We start from the raw sequence: 19312 nt of genomic DNA, 5'->3' as shown, positions 1-19312 counted from the left end.
AAATAATGCAGAAGTTAAAGAATCTCAAGAGAGAAGGAAAAGCCATGGTCATTTTGTTAGAAAGAAAGGGTTTTGCTTAGCCTTCAGTCATCCTTATCCTAAAGGAAAAAGAGCTTTGCGTAAGGGAGAGGAGGCCTGATATTTGGGTCAGGTTTTTTTCCATATGGGTATTTACCTTCCATTTTTTTATTAAGTACGAAAAATGTCCTCTGGTTAAGTTGCCAGTTCCTGGATCCATAGGCGAGCTGGGTGAAACCACTTGCCATGCGAATCAACCTGAAGTGATCCGAACCCGATATTTTTCATTCCTATAATTTCATATAGACTTAAATCCAGGAATTGCGTAGATGGTACCCGAGGAAAATTAAATAGCCTTCTTGACCAACACCCATACCAGACCCTGCAACCTATGAATTTTATTACCTATCCGGGTAAGCCTTTTCCTTTGGGCTCCACCTGGGACGGAAACGGCGTGAACTTCGCTCTTTATGCCCACAATGCCATTGGGGTAGAACTTTGCCTGTTTGATTCCCCTGAGTCGCCTTCAGAATCGGCGCGCTTCAAGATGGAAGAACGCACCTATGAAGTGTGGCATACCTATGTGCCTGAACTGAAACCCGGCCAATTGTATGGGTACCGCGTGTACGGTAACTATGAGCCTGAAGAGGGCCACCGGTTCAATCCCTACAAATTACTCATAGACCCTTATGCCAAAGCCATAGCCGGTACCATCAACTGGCATGAGTCTTTGTTTGGCTACAAGTTTGGCCACGTAGATGAAGACCTGAGTTACAGTGACCTGGACAGCGCGCCTTACCTTCCCAAGTCAGTGGTGATTGATCCCAGCTTTGACTGGGGAGATGATAAATCGCCTAACCTACCGTATCATAAATCCATTATTTATGAGGCGCACGTGAAAGGTTTTACCCAGCGGCACCCCGCCATTCCGGAAGAGATACGGGGCACTTACGCCGGCATTGCCCATCCTGCTACCATCCAATACCTGCTGGACCTGGGCATCACGGCCATTGAGTTACTGCCAGTGCACCACTTCATCACCGACTGGCACCTGCAGGAGAAAGGCCTCACCAATTATTGGGGGTATAACACCATCGGATTCTTTGCCCCAGATGTGCGCTACTCCAGCAGCGGGGTATTGGGCCAGCAGGTAACAGAGTTCAAGCAGATGGTCAAGGCCCTGCACCAGGCCGGCATTGAAGTCATTCTGGATGTGGTGTACAACCACACCGGCGAAGGCAACGAAAAAGGACCCACGCTTTCTTTCAGAGGAATTGATAATGCCTCTTATTACCGCCTGGTAGAGGAAGACAAACGGTATTACATGGACTATACCGGCACCGGCAACACCCTCAATGCCAACCTGCCCAGCGTGTTGCGCCTCATCATGGACAGCCTTCGGTACTGGATCACGGAGATGCACGTAGACGGTTTCCGGTTTGATCTGGCCTCTGCGCTGGCGCGGGAACTCCATGGGGTAGACAAACTAAGCTCCTTCTTTGACATCATCCACCAAGATCCTATCATTTCGCAGGTCAAACTCATTGCCGAGCCCTGGGACGTGGGCGAGGGTGGTTACCAGGTTGGGAATTTCCCGCCGGGCTGGACCGAGTGGAACGGCATGTACCGCGACTGCATGCGGGATTTCTGGCGCGGCGAAGACAGCATGCTGGCTGAGTTCGCCAACCGCTTCACGGGTTCTTCTGACCTGTACTATGATGATTACCGCCGGCCTACCGCCAGTATTAACTTCATTACCGCCCATGATGGCTTCACTCTGCATGACCTGGTGTCTTACAACGAGAAGCACAACGAGGCCAACGGCGAAGACAGCAAAGACGGCGACGACCATAACCGGTCCTGGAACTGCGGGGTAGAAGGCCCCACGGATGACCAATGGGTAATTGACCTCAGGAACCGTCAGAAACGCAATTTCCTGGCCACGCTCTTCCTGTCGCAGGGGGTGCCCATGCTGGTGGCCGGCGACGAGATGAGCCGTACCCAGCAGGGCAACAACAACGCCTACTGCCAGGACAATGAAATCTCTTGGTTAGACTGGGAGAGCGCAGATGCCAGTTTGCTTGAGTTTTCCAAAAAACTCATCCATTTCCGCAAAAGCCACCCGGTGTTCCGCCGGCGCCGTTGGTTCCAGGGGCGGGCCATCAAAGGCCACGGCTTAGAGGATATTGCCTGGTTTCTGCCAAACGGCCAGGAAATGGCCTACGAGCATTGGGAGCAGGACCACGCTAAATCATTGGGCGTATACCTGAATGGCAGGGGCGTGCACTCGCGCGGTCCCAAAGGCGAGGTGGTGCTGGATGATTCCTTCTACGTGATCTTCAATGCCTACCATGATTCCCTGGTGTTCCATGCCCCCAGTGAGAAATACGGCCTGTCCTGGACGGTGGCCTTAGACACCTTCCGGAACCAGGTGGAGCCAGAAGAGCCTACCGTCTACAAAGCGGGTGAGTCTTTCCATGTGGAAGGCCGGTCTATCTTAGTTTTAAAGAACCCTATTTTTCATAGCCCAAATGAATAAAATAGACGTGCATAATAAAGCCCTGGGGGTTTCTTTCACCAACAACGGCCTGGCCGAGGTATTGGTATGGGCACCCAAGGCCCAGCAGGTGGAACTTTGCCTCAATGATGGCAACACCACCATTCCCCTGCGCAAAGGCGAGTTCGGGTACTGGCATGAAACCACCGACCAGCTCTCTCCCGGTGATACCTACAAATTCCGGCTAGACGAGGAACAGGAGTATCCAGACCCGGCCTCCGTGTCGCAGCCGGAAGGCGTGCACGGGCCTTCCCAGGCCTTGGATCTTCTGAAGTTCAACTGGACCGACGAGGCCTGGCAGAACCTGCCTCTGGAAGACTATGTGCTCTATGAACTGCACACCGGTACTTTCTCAGAGGAAGGCACCTTTGCCGGATTGGAAGAAAAGCTGGATTACCTGAAAGACCTGGGGGTGAACGCCATTGAAATCATGCCCGTGGCCCAATTTCCCGGAGACCGGAACTGGGGCTATGACGGGGTTTTCCCCTTCGCTGTACAGGATTCTTATGGAGGGCCTAAAGCCCTTCAGCACTTGGTGAATACCTGCCACCAGAAAGGTTTGGCCGTGGTCTTAGATGTGGTGTACAACCACTTGGGACCCGAAGGCAATTACCTGGGCGAGTACGGCCATTATTTCACTGATAAATACAACACCCCTTGGGGGCAAGCCCTCAACTTTGATGATGCCTGGTGCGATGGCGTACGCCGCTATTTCACCGAGAACCTGCTCATGTGGTTCCGGGACTTCCACATTGATGCCGTGCGCATGGACGCCGTGCACGCCATCAAAGACTTCAGCCCCAACCACATTCTGCGCGAGATGAAGCAGCAGGTGAACGAGCTGGTGGAAGCCACCGGCCGCACCCATTATATGATAGTGGAACTCGACCTCAATGACACCCGCTTCATCAATCCGTTGGAGGAGCAGGGCTACGGCATGGATGCCCAATGGGTAGACGAATTCCACCACGCCCTGCGCGTGACCATGACCGGCGAGGATAGCGGGTACTATTCAGATTTCAGCGGCATCGCGCACCTGGCAAAAGCCTATGAAGACGCGTATGTCTATGACGGGCAGTTCTCGCCTCACCGCAACAAGACGTTCGGGGTAAAGGCAGCCCATAATCCTGGCCAGCAATTCATCGTTTTCACCCAAAACCATGACCAGGTGGGCAACCGCATGCTGGGCGAGCGTCTGGGCGAACTGGTGAGCTATGAGATCCAGAAACTGGCCGCCGCCGCCGTAATCTTCAGCCCGTTCCTGCCCATGCTTTGGATGGGGGAGGAGTACGGAGAACCCAACCGGTTCCAATACTTCGTGAGCCACACGGACCCAGACTTAGCCGAAGCCGTGCGCAATGGCCGCAAAGCCGAGTTCGCCGCCTTCCATGCCCAGGGCGAAGCACCTGACCCAATGGACGAAGAGACCTTCCAGAACTCCAAGCTGCAATGGGACCTGGTGCAGAAAGGCCAGCATCATATTTTATTCCGGTACTACCAGACGCTGCTGCGCCTGCGCCGCGAGCTACCGGCCTTAAAGAACCTGACCCGTAAAAACCTGGAAGTATCCTGTGACGAGGCCCGGAAAACCCTCACCTTGCGCCGCTGGCACGGGGATCAGCAGATTATCTGTCTCATGAACTTCAATGCCTCAGCGCAACCCATGGCGTTGCCCTCCGGTGGCAAGACCTGGAACCTGGTCCTGGATTCCGCCGCCCCAGATTGGGACGGTCCTCAAGCCGCACAACCCACCGCCGCCAGCGGAGCCCAGGTAACGGTGCAACCTGAGAGTGTGGTGGTGTACCAGGCTTAGGTTCTAACAGGAAAGGTGACCTCAGGTAAGGCTGTTTCTGCTAAGGATTTTCAGTTAATGTATTATCAGGTAGTGTGATTTCAGGTGTTGTAGAGACAAGGCAGTGCCTTGTCTCTACGGTTCCTCACCCATCTAACGGAGCTACTCCTGTTCTTGCCATTCCCTTGCTGGCGCGAGCTTCCAGCTCGTGTCCGCACGCATACCTGGATCAAATTTTGTCTGCTTGAAGAGAATCCCTTCATTACCTACTTCAAGTTTGAGCGCAGCGGTAACTAGGAGTGATTAATACAGCCAGTTTGTAATTGGCGAAACCAATAATTTGAGGGTGTTCCTCGCCAGTTACCGCTTCGCCCAGACTTGCGGCAGAGTGGGAAAAACAGAAGAGAATAAAAGAAAGAAAATTATATAACTGTTTTCTGGGGCTTTTCCGTAAAACGGGCCTAAAACCACGTACCCTGTATTGGCAACCTGAAGGAGTTAAACAAAGGAGGGATACTTTTTTACATCGCCTCCTCTTCAAATTTTCAAATCATACCCTATGCATAACCCTGTCGCTACGTACCGTTTGCAGTTCCATAAAGAATTCACCTTCCAAGACTTTGAGCGCATCATTCCTTACCTGCAGAAACTGGGGGTGAGCACCATTTATGCCTCGCCTATCTTTGAGGCCACGCCCGGTAGTACGCACGGCTATGACGGAGTGAATCCGCATGGGGTGAACCCCGAGGTGGGGACCGAGGAACAGCTGAAAACCGTGAGCGGCCATTTGAAGGAGAACGGCATCAATTGGTTGCAGGACATTGTGCCCAACCACATGGCCTTCCATCCCCGCAATTCCTGGCTTATGGATGTGTTGGAGAAAGGCACGCTCAGCCAGTACCATTCCTTCTTTGACATTGGGTGGACCAGTTCGCTGTACAACGGGCGGGTGATGGTGCCCTTTTTAGGCGCGAAATTAGAAGAAGTGGTGCAAAACGGCGAGTTGCAGGTGGCTTTTGACGAAGAGCAGCACCGCCTGGTGCTCAAATACTATGACAGTGCCTATCCTTTGAACCTGCGGTCCTATGAGGTCCTGCTCAAAGGGCAAGGTGAGGCCAACCAAGCCATCGGTCAACTGCTCAACAAACTGGAGGACGTGCACCAGGACGAAGAACCTAAAAGCTTTGCGCTGAAATGGGACGAGTTACGGCAGCAACTCACCGCCTTGATGAAGAACGAGGAGGTACGAACGGTAGTGGAGACCAGATTGGAGCGGTTCAACCAAGACAAAGAGCGTCTGCTGCACTTAACCCAAGAGCAAGTGTATCAACTTTGCCACTGGCAGGAAACAGATTCCCAGATCAACTTCCGGCGGTTCTTTACCGTGAACGGCTTGATCTGCCTCAACATCCAGGACCCCAAGGTTTTTACCACCTATCACCAATACATCAAGCAACTGCAGGACGAAGGGGTATTCCAGGGGCTGCGCATTGACCACGTAGATGGTTTGTATGACCCCACCGGTTACCTGCAGCAATTGCGCGAACTTGCCGGCGAAGAGACATATATAGTAGTGGAGAAGATTTTGGAACCCGGTGAGGAGCTTCCCCAGAACTGGCCTATCCAGGGCAGCAGCGGGTATGATTTCCTTTCGCTGGTGAACAACCTGTTTACCTACAAACCCGGCGAGGAAGGCTTCAACGCCTTGTACCACCAACTGGTAGGCGAGGGAGCCGAGGTGCAGGAGCAGATTCATGAGAAGAAAGCCTACATCCTGAATGAGCACATGGGCGGCGAGCTGGAGAACCTGTACCAACTGTTTTTAGAGCAGCGCCTGGTAGACGAGGAGGTGTTGAGCTCGGTGGAGCCGCAAACCTTGAAGGCCGCCATAGGGGAATTCCTGATCCAATGCCCGGTGTACCGTTACTATGGGAACCAGATGCCGCTGGACGGTGCCGAAGCCGAGGCTGTGCAGCTGATTTTTAACCGGATTCGTGAAAACAAGCCCGAAATGGCCGGGGCCGTGGAGTTGCTGGAAGGAGCCATCTTAGGCAACTCGCCGGAAGGGGAAGACGATACATACCTGGAACGTTCGCAGAAGTTCTACCAGCGTCTCATGCAGTTCAGCGGTCCGTTGATGGCCAAAGGGGTAGAGGATACCATCATGTACACCTACAACCGCTTCATCGGGCACAACGAGGTGGGCGACGCCCCGGAAGCCTTTGGGATGACGGCGGAGGAATTCCATACGGCCATGCAGGACCGGCAGCAGAAATGGCCATTGGCCATTAACGGCACCTCCACGCATGACACCAAGCGCGGTGAAGACGTACGCGCCCGCCTGAACGTGCTCACCGAAATGCCCGAGGAATGGGCTGCCGCCGTGCAGGAGTGGCGCGAACTAAACCAGGACCTGAAGCAGAACGACGCCCCCAGCGTGAACGACGAATACCTCATTTACCAGACCTTGCTGGGTGCGTTCCCCATGCCGGGCCAGAACGAAGATGACTTTGAGAACCGCGTGCAGGAGTATTTGCAGAAAGCCCTGCGGGAAGCCAAAGTCAACTCCAACTGGACCACGCCCAACGAGGCTTACGAAACCGCTACCAAGAACTTCGCGGTGAAACTGCTGGACAAGAGCCGGCCGTTCTGGAGCCGTTTTGAGGAATTAAGGGCCAAAACCACCGACATCGGCATTGTAAACTCCCTGAGCCAGGTGCTTTTGAAATTCACCGCGCCGGGCATTCCAGACGTGTACCAGGGTACGGAGCTGTGGGACTTCAGCCTGGTAGACCCCGACAACCGCCGCCCCGTGGATTACGAGAAGCGGCAGGCCTGGCTGGAGGAACTCAACGATTATGACCTGAACAAGCAGGAAACGCTGTGGGAGAACCTCTGGGACAACCGCCATGACGCGCGCATCAAACTCTGGCTTACCCGCACCCTTTTCACCGAGCGTAAAAACAACGCCGACCTCTTCGCCAAGGGCGAGTACCTGCCCCTCACGGTAGAGGGCGAACACAAAGACCACGTGCTGGCGTTTGTGCGCAAGCACCTGCACACTTGGTACGTGGTGGCGGTGCCGTTGCACCTGGCGGCCCTGGCCAAAGCCCAAGGCGTAGACACCATCCAGGACATTGACTGGAAAGACACCAAAGTGATAATTCCGGAAGAGGCGCCTAAAGACTGGCAAGACACGCTGATTAGGAGCACGGGCAACTATGCGCACGAACTCAGGGTGGCCGACCTGTTCGGGATTTTCCCACTGGCCATGCTCAAGCTGCGGGCGCAGAACGAGCGCGGCGCAGGCATTCTGTTGCACATCACCTCGCTGCCCTCGGCATTCGGAATTGGCGATATGGGGCCCCAGGCGCGTAAATTCGCTGATTTCCTCCACGCCAGCAACCAGAAATACTGGCAGTTACTGCCGCTCAATCCCATTGAAGCGGGGCAAGGTTACTCGCCGTACAGCTCCATCTCCAGCCGCGCCGGAAACCCCTTGCTCATCAGTCCGGTGGCCTTGGCCAAAGAAGGATTGTTGCAAGAAGACGAGTTGCCGCAATACCATTTGCCGCAGACTGGTAACGTTGATTACGTAGAAGCGCAACGCGTGAAAGATGCTTTGCTGGAGAAGGCGTGGCAAACGTTTAAGTCCGGTGATTTCCCTACGCTGCAGCAGCAGTTCATAGATTACGTGGGCTCAGAGGCCAGCTGGCTCAATGACTTCGCTATGTTTGTGGTGCTGAAAGAAAAGCACGAGGGAAGTGCCTGGTTCCAGTGGCCGGAGGAATTCAAACAACGCCACCCGGAAGGGCTGGAGCGCCTGGTTGGGCAAAACGGGGATGCGCTGGAGAAAATCAAGTGGGTACAATTCATCTTCAACAAACAGTGGAAGCGCCTGCGCACGTACTGCAACAACCGCGGCATCCAGATGTTCGGCGACATGCCCTTCTACATCAGTTATGACAGCGTAGACGTCTGGGCAAACCGTGAGATCTTCGCGGTAGACTCGGAAGGCACCATGACCGGCGTGGCGGGCGTTCCACCCGATGATTTCTCTGAAGACGGGCAGCTTTGGGGCATGCCGGTGTTTAAGTGGGAGGTGCTCAAAGAGCAGGATTACAACTGGTGGATAGGCCGTCTGCGCAAAAACATGGAACTGTATGACCTGGTGCGGCTAGACCACTTCAGGGCGTTCGCCGATTACTGGGAAGTTCCCGCCGGGGAAACCACCGCCAAGAAAGGCGAATGGAAGCTGGGGCCAGGAGCTGATTTCTTCACCTTCGTGGAGAAGGAAATGGGCAGCCTGCCGTTCATTGCCGAAGACTTAGGCGAGATCAACGACCTGGTGCTGAAACTGCGCGACGACTTCAACCTACCAGGCATGAAGATCCTGCAATTCGCCTGGGGCGAGGAGATGCCTCAGAACGCCTACATGCCGCACAATTACGCCCGTAACTTCATTGCCTACACCGGTACCCATGACAACAATACCACCCTGGGCTGGTACCGCAACGAAGGCAAGGAGTTCCACCAGCAGATTGAGCACTACGTAGGCCGCAGCCTGGGTGAAGATGACATCTGGTGGGTCTTCGCCCGCTTGGCCTACGCCTCGGTGGCCAAAACCGCCATTCTGCCGCTGCAAGACGTGCTGGGCATTGACGAACTGGGCCGCATGAACACCCCCGGCAAAGGCGAAGGCAACTGGGGCTGGCGCTTGATGCCTGACCAGATCACCAAGCAAACCGAGGAGCAACTGCGGGAATGGACGAAGTTGTATAATAGAGACTAAGAGTAGTATAGCAGATAAAGTAAAAAGCCATGGGAGGGAAGCTTCCATGGCTTTTTACTTTATGATAAATGATCTAAAAGGAACATAACCAGGAAAGCCACTAATTCTCTCCTATTGTCATCCTGTAAGGATCTTGTGGGCAAACTAGAAGAGTTTAAAGATGCGCATTTACCGCCATCCACAAAATCCATTCAGGATGACACTAACGTATAAGTCATTTATTAACCGTACCTATACCTCCAAATCCAGCACAATTCTTACGTTCTCCTTTATCTTCTTCCGTAACTCCTCATCTAAACTGCCAATTTTGTGCAGTAGCCGGGAATTGTCAATGGCTCTGATTTGGTCAATCATGATATCGCAGTTTTCCTTCACGTTGGCGGTGCCTTTGGGCAAATGGACGCGCAGGATTTCAGCGTCGGGCTGTACGTTGGTGGTGATAGGGCAGATGATGGTGGAAGGGTGCGTTTTGTTCAGCAGGTCGGTTTGGAGAATGACCACCGGCCGGACTTTTCCTGTTTCAGTTCCTATCCTGGGGTTGAGGTCGGCTACCCAGAGATCAAATTGCTTTATCTGCATCTTCCAGTGCCTCAAATTCCTTTAATACAGAGAGAGAGTCGTCGGCTACCAGATGAGATTCCTTCGCCAGTTGTTTCGCCAGGAGTCTCCGTTTCTGTAGTTTATTATAAAATTCCAGCGCCTCATTGATGTAGCGGTTCCGGTTGGTGTGGAGCTTGCCCAGAATGCTTTCCGTTTCCTGAAAAATTTCGTCTTCCAGCTTCAAAGATAAGTTCTTCATTTCCTGTCTGTTTTTACAAAGGTATATTCTTTTTGTATATACTTTGGTATTCCTCTGGAAGTTCCTGGCTGGGTAAATAAAGAGTGAGATTGATAATGCTGCTTAATGTCTATTCTTAAATCCTTATAGCGTGTTACTATCATGAACCAAATAGGTAGAATAGCATTTTGGACCTGATTTTCAGGAAGTAGGCCAAAAATGGGTGCGTAAGGAAGAGATTCAATTGGATAGGGAGGTCGTACAACACAAGAAGTAAAAAAGCGTTCTTGCAGAAACCTTCCTTAGAACAAGAAAATCTTTACTTTTACCAACACAACTTAATGTAATATTACTATGCCTACTCCAAAGAAAAACTTATTACTTCTAACAGTCCTTTTCCTGTTAGCCATGACCACCTCGGTCTTTGCCCAGGATGCTCCTAAACCTAAAGCCAGCCCGGCGCAAACGGCTATCGGCAAAGTGGGGGCCGCCAACATTTCCATCGCCTACAGCAGCCCATCAGTGAAAGGGCGGAAAGTGTGGGGAGAGCTGGTGCCGTATGGCAAAGCCTGGAGAGCCGGCGCCAACGAAGCCACTACCTTCACCACCGACAAAGACATTACCGTACAAGGCAAACCCTTGAAAGCAGGCAAGTACAGCGTCTTCATGGTACCCGGGGAAAGTGAGTGGCAAGTGATCTTCAACTCCCAGACCGGCCAATGGGGAACCAGCCGCCAGGGAGCCAATTTTGACCCGGCCAACAATGTGTTAACGGTGAACGTGACGCCTAAGAAAGCAGCCAAGATGAATGAGGCTTTGGCCTACAATATTACTCCCAAAGGTTTTTCTCTGCTATGGGAGAACCTGGAGGTGCCGGTAGCCATCAAATAGTACCTAATTGTAAAGTAAATCAACGAGGGAATAAACCGCCTTTTTTGGTGTTTTCACCAACAAACCTAAAATAAGGGGCTATTCTGCTGGTTGGTGTGAACACCATCCAGGGCAAAAGAAATAGTTGGTTTTTCCTCAACAGGTTCCTGGTAAATTAGGAACAGGAACCATTTCTAAAATAGGAGAGGGTGTTTAGGGGTTGTTTTTAGCAAACAGCCCCTAAACACCCTCTTTTCTATTTCCTGTGCAGGGGTTGGTTTCCCGCTCTGGAATTATGGGCGCTTCTTTGGTCTACTTTTAGGTTTGCTCCTCCTTTTGTAGACTCTGTCCCTATCCTTTCGCCTTGGGAGCGGCCCTATCTTTCCTAAAAACAAAACGCCCTGACCTACGGGGTAGATCAGGGCGTAGAAATGCTTTAGGTTAGTCAAACAATTCGCTCAGGAACGATTTCTTCTTTTTATAAGGGTTGTTGTGCTGTTGGTCTTTGCCATACTCGCCGTACCCGTACCGTTTGTAGTCTGATTCATAGTTCTCCTTCTTGGAATAGTGGTCGGCGGAGCGGTCTATGATTTTCTCCAGTTCGCCCCGGTCTAACCAGATGCCCCTGCACTTAGGGCAGTAGTCGATTTCAATTCCGTTCTTTTCACTCATTAATAAGGTTTCTTGACACGAGGGGCATTTCATAGGAGTACTTTTTTGGTGGATAATAGATGCAGGAAGCGAGCGGAGGCCTTTGGTTGAGCAGCCGCTTTTGCCTTTTGGGCAAAGTCCTGCCTTTAAAACGGGCCGCGCTTCCCTTTTAGTATGAAAGTAGAGTTACTCCCAGCAAAGCCAGCCAAAGGGCCTCTCCTTTTTGGGAAGCAGGTTTATTAGGGCTATCTTTAAAGTTTGCGTACAACACCCTCCCAGGTTTGTCTGAACCTTTTGATTGCTATGGACTTTCCTTTTCTGGAATCGAATGATATAACGTTGCCTACTATTGCCACGCGGCTTCTGCTCAGTATCCTGCTAGGGGGGCTGCTGGGTTGGGAAAGGGAACGGAACCGACACATTGCCGGGTTGAGGACCCTCATTATTATTTGCGTAGGTTCCTGCCTGCTCATGCTCATCTCTGTGTACATTCCGCAGACTTTTTCAGAATACAAGAATGTAGATCCGGGCAGGATTGCGGCGCAGGTGGTGTCGGGAATCGGGTTTCTGGGAGCGGGAGCCATTTACAAGCTGGGCGTGAATACCCATGGGTTGACCACGGCCGCCACTATCTGGGCCGTGGCGGCTGTGGGCTTGGCCACGGGGGTGGGCATGTATGAGGCGGCCATTCTGGTGGCGCTGCTTTTGTTATTTGTGCTTTCTACCCTGGACAAACTAGGAAGAAAGGTATTCAGGGGAGGGTCTCTGAAGACGCTCAAAATCAGCTTTGCCTCCGCTAAACTGGAGACCAGCCGCGTCCTGGCTATCCTGGAGAAATATGAAATCGCTACCAAGAACATTAACGTGGTACAGTCTACCAATAAACAGAATTCCAAGATCCTCCTGTTTGTGTATTTCCCTGAGAAGGTGAGCGTAAAGGAGCTGTACAAAGACCTCAACGAACTCAAAAACGTGAGCCAGATTTCCCTGGGCCAGGATTTTTAACATTGTTGTGATTTGGTAGCCTTTTTAGAAAACGAGGGTTAAACGAATAAGACACTCCATTAGATCCCTAGTAGAAGAAATGAACAGGGCTGACTATTTATCCAACCTGCCTAACCCTGCTCCTTCATCTGAAACTGCAAGGCACTGAGCGGCTTCTTCTTTTATTACTTCAAGCCCAACAGCAGCTTCATGCCCAGCGCCAAAAAGATGGAAAGGCTGATGCTGAGCAGGGTGCCAAACAGGAAGTATTCTGATTTGCGTTGGTCGGTTTCCTTGAACCGGATAATGGTTTTGGCGGCAATGAGGAACCCGATGGCTTCATACTGGTCCAGCAGCACGAAGGAGATAATAAGCACCCGCTCAATAATGCCTATCCAGCGCCCGGCCTCTTTTAATTCGGTCCACCGGCTGTCTTCTGGTACGCTGGGTGGGCTTCCCGCAGTACTTCCGTTTTCACTGGTTGTTCTGGTCCGCGGTTGGCGGTGTCCGTTTCCCCATTTGGCCGTGAGCACCTTGATCACAATACTTAGCGGAAAGGTGGCTATGAAAAAGCCGGTAAGGTAGACCATGAACCGATAATTCATGAGCACGGCCTCGGGCGCCACCCGACCCTCTACGTAGAAAAGCCAGCCTGTACCTAGCACCACAAAATGCAAGACCTGGTCTAATAGGAAATAGAATGTGTTGCGTTTCTGGTACGCTTTCCAGAGGTCAATGAGCAGGTGGGTGGCAGTAATCCAAAGGGTGAGGTCCCAACTCTGGGTTAGCAGCAGGGTGACGGCTCCGGTCAGGCCTATGTGGTAGTACAGGTACTTTGACTTGTATTTCCGGCGCGCGCGGTCTTCTACCCATTTGCTGGGCTGCAGCGCGAAATCAGTGAGACAATGCGCCAGCACCAGTTTGAGCAGGAGCAGGATTTCTGGTTGGGTAAAGCCGGCCATTAGAAGAGTTGTTGGGTTTTTTTCTGGAACAGGGCCAGCGCTTTTTCCACTTCCTGCCAATGGGCGGTGGTGGTGCGTTGGCTAACGGAGGCCTGGCTGATGTGTAGCATCTCCGCGATCTCCTGTTGTTTCTTTCCTTCCAGCAGCTCAAAGACCACCTCGGCTTGTTGCAATGACCAGCTGTTGATGAACACATCCAGAAAAGAACAGATCACCTCTTGGTAGGCATTGAATTCTTGGTGAGGCGTGGCCACCACCAGGCGGGGGCCTTTGCTTTTCAAACTGTCCAGCGCCCGCCCCGACAGTTGAAAGGCTTCTCCGTCTGAGGTTCTGATGTGGGGGCTTTTATAACCTGTTTTTCCCAAACCTATGGCAATACGGGCATCCACTACTTCCTTTTTGTAGGAGTAAAGGAGCGGGTTGGCCTTCTTATTCTCAATCCCTTCGGTCTTTTCCTGGGTAACGTCCTGCTGGAGCTGGTCTGAGATAAGGCTTTTCCGGAGGAGGCACCTTACCTGTAAGGCCGTTTTCAGAGCCAGGCTAGGGTCTTCCAGTAAGATCTGGAAACTGTCTCCCCGGAAGATTTCATGCTGGTCTTTGCCCACTAAGGTGGTGAGGCCCTGGGTTAAGGCTTGGTTGAGCCGGGTTCTTTCTGTCGCAGAAAGGAGCGTTGATTCCACAATGTCGCCGGTTAAGACGGCGATGGTTTTGGCTTCTGTTTCCAAAGGAGTTAGGGAAGAATCCTTATAAGTTGTTTTTATAAGTCTTTTAACCTATAAATAGTTGTTATAGGTCTAAAAGCTTATAATAATACAGTTCCTCAAAGAAAGAAGCAAGAATTATTTAGAGGGAAAGGAGGAGGAAAGCTGAACCCAGAGGAAAGGTAGCCTCCTTTGAAGACAAATCATTATTCTATCGCCCTATATAAAAAGGCGCTACCAGTCTATTGCAGGCATATCCTTAGGAAGAACAGCGCGTTTTCTGGCATAATTAAAGAAAACAGCCCAGAAACACCAGACCGCCTAAAATAAGAGAAAGCCATAGACCTTGATCTATGGCTTTCTCTTTAGAGATACGAATAGCAGAATTTGGCTTATCTGTTCTCTGGCTCGTTTGTTCTGCTTTTCAGGTCATCTTCGTCCTGGCGGGAAAGGAAGCCCTCGTGGCCGGTGTTGCCCGAGGTGCCCGCATCATAGGTAGAGGAGGAGGCGCTGTTTCTCAATTCCTCCGCGTCTGGTGTATAGCTAGCATGCGAATCTTCCTCGCTCTTCTTCCCTGGGGTGGGGTTTGGGTCCTGCTCTTTTTTATTTTGCTCTTCCATGGTCAAGGTCTGATTAAGGCGTGTTTTCCCAAAAGTGGTCTTCTTATTACGAGGAGGCACACCAGTTGTTGAACAAGACAAGGAATAATCTTAGGAGCCGCAAAAGAGAAGAGGTGGAGCGAAGCCCCTTATTCTTGGGGCCTCTCTCTACCTCTTTTTTCACTAAAAGAAGTAGTAATCCTGGATAGTACTACAAGACAATCGTCTCCCCATCCTGCGGAATCATCAGTTTTTTAGGACTGATCTTCCATTCATCCGCTTTCTTCCTGAGGGAGGCTCTGGTGGTGCGGCAATGATCCAGGGCATCCATATGGACGGCAATAATTTTTGCCTTGCCGCTCTCCCCAATCAAAGCCATGGTCTGGTCTTCCTCCATCAGGATAGGGGTTTGCTCAAATCCTTTTATAACTGCCCCTCCAGAGTTGACAATGATATAGTCAGGCTGAAAGGTCTTGATGTTCTTTTTGACCTCATCGGTCCAGAGGGCATCTCCAACCACATAGATGGTAGGTTGGTTTTTGGCCTTCAGCACAAAGCCCGACGTCTGGCCCATCATCTTCAATACCTGGCCGGTACCATGCTGTCCCTCTACCCGGTGAATGCTGATGTTCTTCCAGGTTCTGTTGTCTTCCAGCGCGGCTGCGTTTATGAATCCTTCCTTGGTAAAGAAATCCTTGTCGGCGGGTTGGTTGATGAGATCAATGGATTTAGGCAGGGCTTTACTGGCAGCCTCATCAAAGTGATCAGCGTGGCTATGGGTGACCATAACCAGGTCCAGGTCCTTGATAAGGGGAGCAACAGGTATTTTCAAATCAACCGTTGGATTTCTTGCAACCCCTCCCCAAGACTCAATCGCTCCTTTAGAAGATAACATGGGGTCCACCAGGATTTTATGGCCGGCATACTCCAGGATCAAGGTAGCGTTCCGGACTAACTGGAGGCTTGCGTTGGGGTGGGTTTTGCCCTGGGCAAAAGAAAAGGTAGCCGATAAGGTGAGCGCTACCGCTAAAAGTACTTTTTTCATTTCTGTTTTATTTATTTACTGAAGCGTTTCAACCACTCTTTTTTCTGAGGTAAAAGAGTTTGAACGCAGGGCAAAGGTCAGAATAGGGAAGGGTATCCAGGCTACCAAAGCTTTAGGCCTTGGTACCATTTTGATAATCAGCTAAGAATTGGGAGGTGGTAAAGCCGGTCTGTGCCTTGAAGAACCGCATGAGGTGGTTAGGTTCAGAGAAGTGCAGCGCCTCTGCTATCTCATGGACCGTGAGTTCAGCATGGATCAGGTAGTTCTTTATTTCAAAGACCAGCCGCTGTTTGAGTAAATGCGCGGCGGTGACATTGAACTGGGCCTGCACCGCCTTGTTGAGCGTTACCCGGCTGATGCCTAAAAGCGCAGCATACTCGTTGACCCGCTGCATCTCCTTCACGTGTTGCTCTATCAGCTTCTTGAACTGGTAGGCGTAGTGGTTCTCAGGTTTCTCCAGGGGCAGCTGGTTCTGGGTGGCATACTCCCGGTTGAGTTTCAGAAGCAGGTAGTACAAAAGGGACCTAACCAGGTGCTCACTGTCCAGCTTGGGTTGCACCAGTTCCCCTTTGATCTCGGTCAGTTTTTCGCAGAAGCTTTCCATCTCCCTGGCCTGAAGCGGCAAATCCAGCGCATGGTCCAGTTGGTAGAAATACAGCAGCCGGTAAGTGAATAGCTTGTCGGCAAAGAAGTCATTCAGGAAATCCTCCTGAAAGATGAGAAAGGTGTAGTCTGCCGGCTCCGCCTCTAGTTTCCAGTGCCTTTTCTGAAAAGGAGACATAAACAGGACCATGTTGTCACGGATCTCTATTTTCCTCTGGTTCAAGATCACGTGGCCGCCCGCCTTTTTGAAAAAATAGATCTCAAAGGAGTCGGTGGTGTATACCCCGGAGTCCTGGGCATTGAATTCCGGATTGATTTCCAGCAGCTCATGCCCAGCCCCTACATTGAGTAATAGCTCTACCCCGCATACCGTCTTATGGAATCTGATGTTTTTCACCGCCTGCTGCTGTCTGGAACCACTTAGTTGTAGGTCCAAAACTAAACATGTTTTAACTCATCCGCTACCCAAAGGCCATGCTTTTCAATTAACCCAGCCTCAGGAGGTGAACAGGGGAAAGGGTGCCTGTTCCTTTTTGCAGGGCTCCCTGCATTCAACTCTACACTGGTATGCTTCCCAACCGGGGAAGGACGGCAGAGACCCGGGCAAAACACGAGCGGGGGAAAGCGTTTGAGTGCCGTTTTCTTGAAAACGGCACTCAAACGGGATGATAGTCTCTCTTGGTTTATAACCCGAAGGTATACGAAACCCCCAACTTGAGAAAGAACGGGGTACCTGGCGTGAAATGGATCTCGGAGACAGGGTCAATTTCACCTGGCAACCGGGACTCGGTTTCAAACTGGGCTTCTTTCCAGGCGCTGTTCAGCAGGTTTTCGCCGCTCAGTTTGAACTCCAGTTTTTTAAGCATGTAACTGGCCACGGCATCTACCAGGAAATACCCCTCGGCGGTAAGGCTGTAGTCTTCATTGGCGGCCCGATCGGCTACATAACGGTACCTAAGGCTTCCTTTCAGGCCTTTTTTGTTTTGGTAACTCAGGCCGCCGGTGCTGGTGAAAGTAGGAGCCAAGGGAATATAGTTGTTACCTTTGGCCTCATCCCGCGCCCTAGGCCGGGCCAGGTTCAGGTCCGAATCCAGGTACAGGTAATCCGTTAGTTGGCCCCGCACCGAGACATCTACCCCATACCGGCGCGATCTCCCAGAGGGTTCCACCACGCCCTCGTCACCCACGTACACCAGCTCCTGATCCAGGTCCAGGACCCAAAGGGCCGTGTTCAGGAACCAACGGTTGGTGGGCTTGAAGGTAAGGCCCACATCGGTTCCCCGGGCAACGGGTAAGGCCTGCCGGCCGCTGGACCCCGCCGATACGCGCGCGTCATTGGAATGGTAGCCCATGCCCGTATGCACATATACCTGCACCACCGGCGAGACCGCGTAGGTAAGGTTCAGCTTGGGACTGAAGCGGTTCTGCGCGTTCTTCTGCACCAGGGCTCCCTCTGCCTGCTCCAAGGCACTGCGGTACGTAAAGAACAAACGGTCAGCCCGAAGCGCGGCTTGCACGGTGAAGCGGGGGGTGAGTTCCCAGGTCTCGCTTAGGTAAGCGTAAGCGTTCAGTTCCTGGATGTCTCCCTTCTGCACCTGCGAGAGCGTGTAGGTACGGCTGAGGGTACGGGACAGTTCCGAGTCATGGATGTTGTCATACCTGAACCCCAGGCCCACCTTGTGGCGCAGCGGCAGGCCCAGCAGTTTACCTGCCTGCTCGTAGCTGCCCCGGTAGCCGTAGATTTCCCGGTTTTCCTTCTGCCTGATCTGGTCCCCGTTTTCCAGGTCGTTCAGGAAGAAGGTGAAGTTGGAGTACAGCTCAAACCCATACTTCACGGCGTAGGCCTGGTTAGAAAAAAGCCCCCCGTTGCCGAAGGTTTTATCTAAGGTAAGGTTGGCGTTGTAGCGGGAGGTGTAGCCGCCCTCGGTATCATCAATGGCCCCAAACCGGGTAATGCTGCCATTGTTAATGGCCCGTTCCGGAATCTGGCCCGAGGCATCCCAACTGCTCTTGAAGCCCGAGAGCGAGGCGGAGAAAATGGTGTTTTCGTTGAAAATACCCTGGTAACGCCCCAGCACATTGAACCGTTCTAAGCCCTGCGGCGATTCAAAATAGCCGTTGCTGAACAGGAACTCAGAGGCAAGGTAGGCATTCTGCTGCCGGAGGCGCGCATTCGGGCCCAGCAGGTTCACCATGCCCACGGCCCGGTAGGTGTCAAACACGCCCGCCTCCAGTTTCACCATGTTCTGGTCCAATACCCGTCGGGTCCTGAAATCGGCGTAGCCGGCGGTGGCGAAATTCCCTTTCTCAGCGTGATAGGGCCCTTTCCCGAAATCCACCGCCTCAATGGTCTCAGGTATGAGGAAGTGCAGGTCTGAATACCCCTGGCCGTGGGCGTGGGAGACCATGTTCACCGGCAGGCCATCGGCGGTCAGGCTGATGTCGGTGCCGTGGTCAATGTCAAAGCCGCGCAGAAAGATCTGCTCGGCTTTGCCACCGCCCGCGTGCTGGGCAATGACCAGGCCCGGCACCATGCGCAGCATCTCCTGGGCATTCTGGATAGGGCGCAATTGGGCGTCTACGGCACTGATGAGGTGCAGCGGGTTCTCCTTTTTAGCCACCACGGAAACCTCCTGCAGTTCCAGGTTGCTGGTTTCCAGATAAGAAGTCACCAGGGCCGGTTCAGTAGGGGAGACGGTCACGGTTTTCACTTCCTGCAAAAAGCCCAGGTAAGACACCGTGAGTTGGTAAGCCCCAGCCGGTAGATCATAAAAAGCGTATTTGCCAAACCGGTCGGTGATGGAGACCTTTTGCAGGGGAGCCAAGGACACCACGGCTCCTTCCAGCGGAACCAGGGTATTTTTTCCGTACACCAGGCCTTTGATGGCCACCCCATGCGCATAGCAAGCCGCCGGGGACAGGAGTACACACAGGATCAGTAGTACCAGGAATCTTCTCAT

At 52.3% G+C, this 19312-nt stretch carries 14 protein-coding genes; 5 read left to right on the top strand and 9 right to left on the bottom strand.

Going from position 1 to position 19312, the window contains the following annotated elements:
• Positions 1 to 409: 409 nt before the first annotated feature.
• The 3 genes from glgX to treY all read left to right on the top strand — a co-directional run bounded on the left by glgX (position 410) and on the right by treY (position 9159).
• Positions 410 to 2557, top strand: a complete 2148-nt coding sequence (glgX, locus tag FOE74_RS09130; protein WP_149098302.1) for a glycogen debranching protein GlgX — start codon at positions 410 to 412, stop codon at positions 2555 to 2557.
• Entirely contained in the window at positions 2550 to 4388 is a 1839-nt protein-coding gene (gene treZ / locus FOE74_RS09125; protein WP_149098301.1) for a malto-oligosyltrehalose trehalohydrolase, read from the top strand. Before glgX ends, treZ begins: the two co-directional genes overlap by 8 nt.
• Positions 4389 to 4926: 538 nt before the next feature.
• Complete coding sequence (gene treY, locus FOE74_RS09120) at positions 4927 to 9159, top strand: malto-oligosyltrehalose synthase (RefSeq protein ID WP_149098300.1); 4233 nt, start codon at positions 4927 to 4929, stop codon at positions 9157 to 9159.
• A 231-nt stretch (positions 9160 to 9390) separates the two neighbouring features.
• Here the strand turns inward: treY and FOE74_RS09115 are convergent, their stop codons facing one another.
• Both FOE74_RS09115 and FOE74_RS09110 read right to left on the bottom strand, forming a co-directional pair.
• Positions 9391 to 9738, bottom strand: coding sequence for a type II toxin-antitoxin system PemK/MazF family toxin (locus FOE74_RS09115; protein WP_149098299.1), 348 nt, complete (start codon positions 9736 to 9738; stop codon positions 9391 to 9393).
• Positions 9719 to 9958 carry a hypothetical protein gene (locus FOE74_RS09110; RefSeq protein ID WP_149098298.1) on the bottom strand — a complete coding sequence of 80 codons (240 nt, stop codon included), beginning with the start codon at positions 9956 to 9958 and terminating at the stop codon, positions 9719 to 9721. Before FOE74_RS09110 ends, FOE74_RS09115 begins: the two co-directional genes overlap by 20 nt.
• 387 nt (positions 9959 to 10345) lie before the next feature.
• On the opposite strand from FOE74_RS09110, the gene FOE74_RS09105 reads away from it, so the two are divergent.
• Positions 10346 to 10828, top strand: coding sequence for a DUF2911 domain-containing protein (locus FOE74_RS09105; RefSeq protein ID WP_225840752.1), 483 nt, complete (start codon positions 10346 to 10348; stop codon positions 10826 to 10828).
• Positions 10829 to 11248: 420 nt separating this feature from the next.
• Here the strand turns inward: FOE74_RS09105 and FOE74_RS09100 are convergent, their stop codons facing one another.
• Positions 11249 to 11512: a TFIIB-type zinc ribbon-containing protein gene (locus FOE74_RS09100; RefSeq protein ID WP_149098296.1), complete on the bottom strand. Its 264-nt coding sequence runs from the start codon at positions 11510 to 11512 to the stop codon at positions 11249 to 11251.
• A gap of 249 nt (positions 11513 to 11761) precedes the next feature.
• Between FOE74_RS09100 and FOE74_RS09095 the strand changes: the two genes are divergently transcribed.
• Positions 11762 to 12463, top strand: a complete 702-nt coding sequence (locus FOE74_RS09095) for an MgtC/SapB family protein (RefSeq protein ID WP_149098295.1) — start codon at positions 11762 to 11764, stop codon at positions 12461 to 12463.
• 164 nt (positions 12464 to 12627) lie between these two features.
• On the opposite strand, the gene FOE74_RS09090 is transcribed toward FOE74_RS09095, so the two are convergent.
• From FOE74_RS09090 to FOE74_RS09065, 6 genes are all read right to left on the bottom strand, one after another.
• Positions 12628 to 13404, bottom strand: a complete 777-nt coding sequence (locus FOE74_RS09090) for a DUF3307 domain-containing protein (RefSeq protein ID WP_149098294.1) — start codon at positions 13402 to 13404, stop codon at positions 12628 to 12630.
• The gene (locus FOE74_RS09085; protein WP_149098293.1) at positions 13404 to 14129 is read right to left on the bottom strand and encodes a hypothetical protein; all 726 of its coding nucleotides are present in this window, start codon (positions 14127 to 14129) and stop codon (positions 13404 to 13406) included. The genes FOE74_RS09090 and FOE74_RS09085 overlap by 1 nt, the downstream gene beginning before the upstream one ends.
• A gap of 368 nt (positions 14130 to 14497) precedes the next feature.
• Entirely contained in the window at positions 14498 to 14725 is a 228-nt protein-coding gene (locus FOE74_RS09080) for a hypothetical protein (protein ID WP_149098292.1), read from the bottom strand.
• 190 nt (positions 14726 to 14915) lie between these two features.
• A complete protein-coding gene (locus FOE74_RS09075; RefSeq protein ID WP_149098291.1) occupies positions 14916 to 15749 on the bottom strand; it encodes an MBL fold metallo-hydrolase in 834 nt (277 codons plus the stop codon).
• A 112-nt stretch (positions 15750 to 15861) separates the two neighbouring features.
• Positions 15862 to 16788, bottom strand: a complete 927-nt coding sequence (locus FOE74_RS09070) for a helix-turn-helix domain-containing protein (protein WP_225840751.1) — start codon at positions 16786 to 16788, stop codon at positions 15862 to 15864.
• Between the two features lie 247 nt (positions 16789 to 17035).
• Positions 17036 to 19312, bottom strand: a complete 2277-nt coding sequence (locus FOE74_RS09065) for a TonB-dependent receptor (protein ID WP_149098290.1) — start codon at positions 19310 to 19312, stop codon at positions 17036 to 17038.

Source organism: Rufibacter glacialis, from assembly GCF_008271745.1.
Classification (GTDB): domain Bacteria; phylum Bacteroidota; class Bacteroidia; order Cytophagales; family Hymenobacteraceae; genus Nibribacter; species Nibribacter glacialis.
The sequence above is the reverse complement of the archived record's forward strand: the minus strand, read 5'-3'. Positions and strand labels throughout refer to the sequence as shown.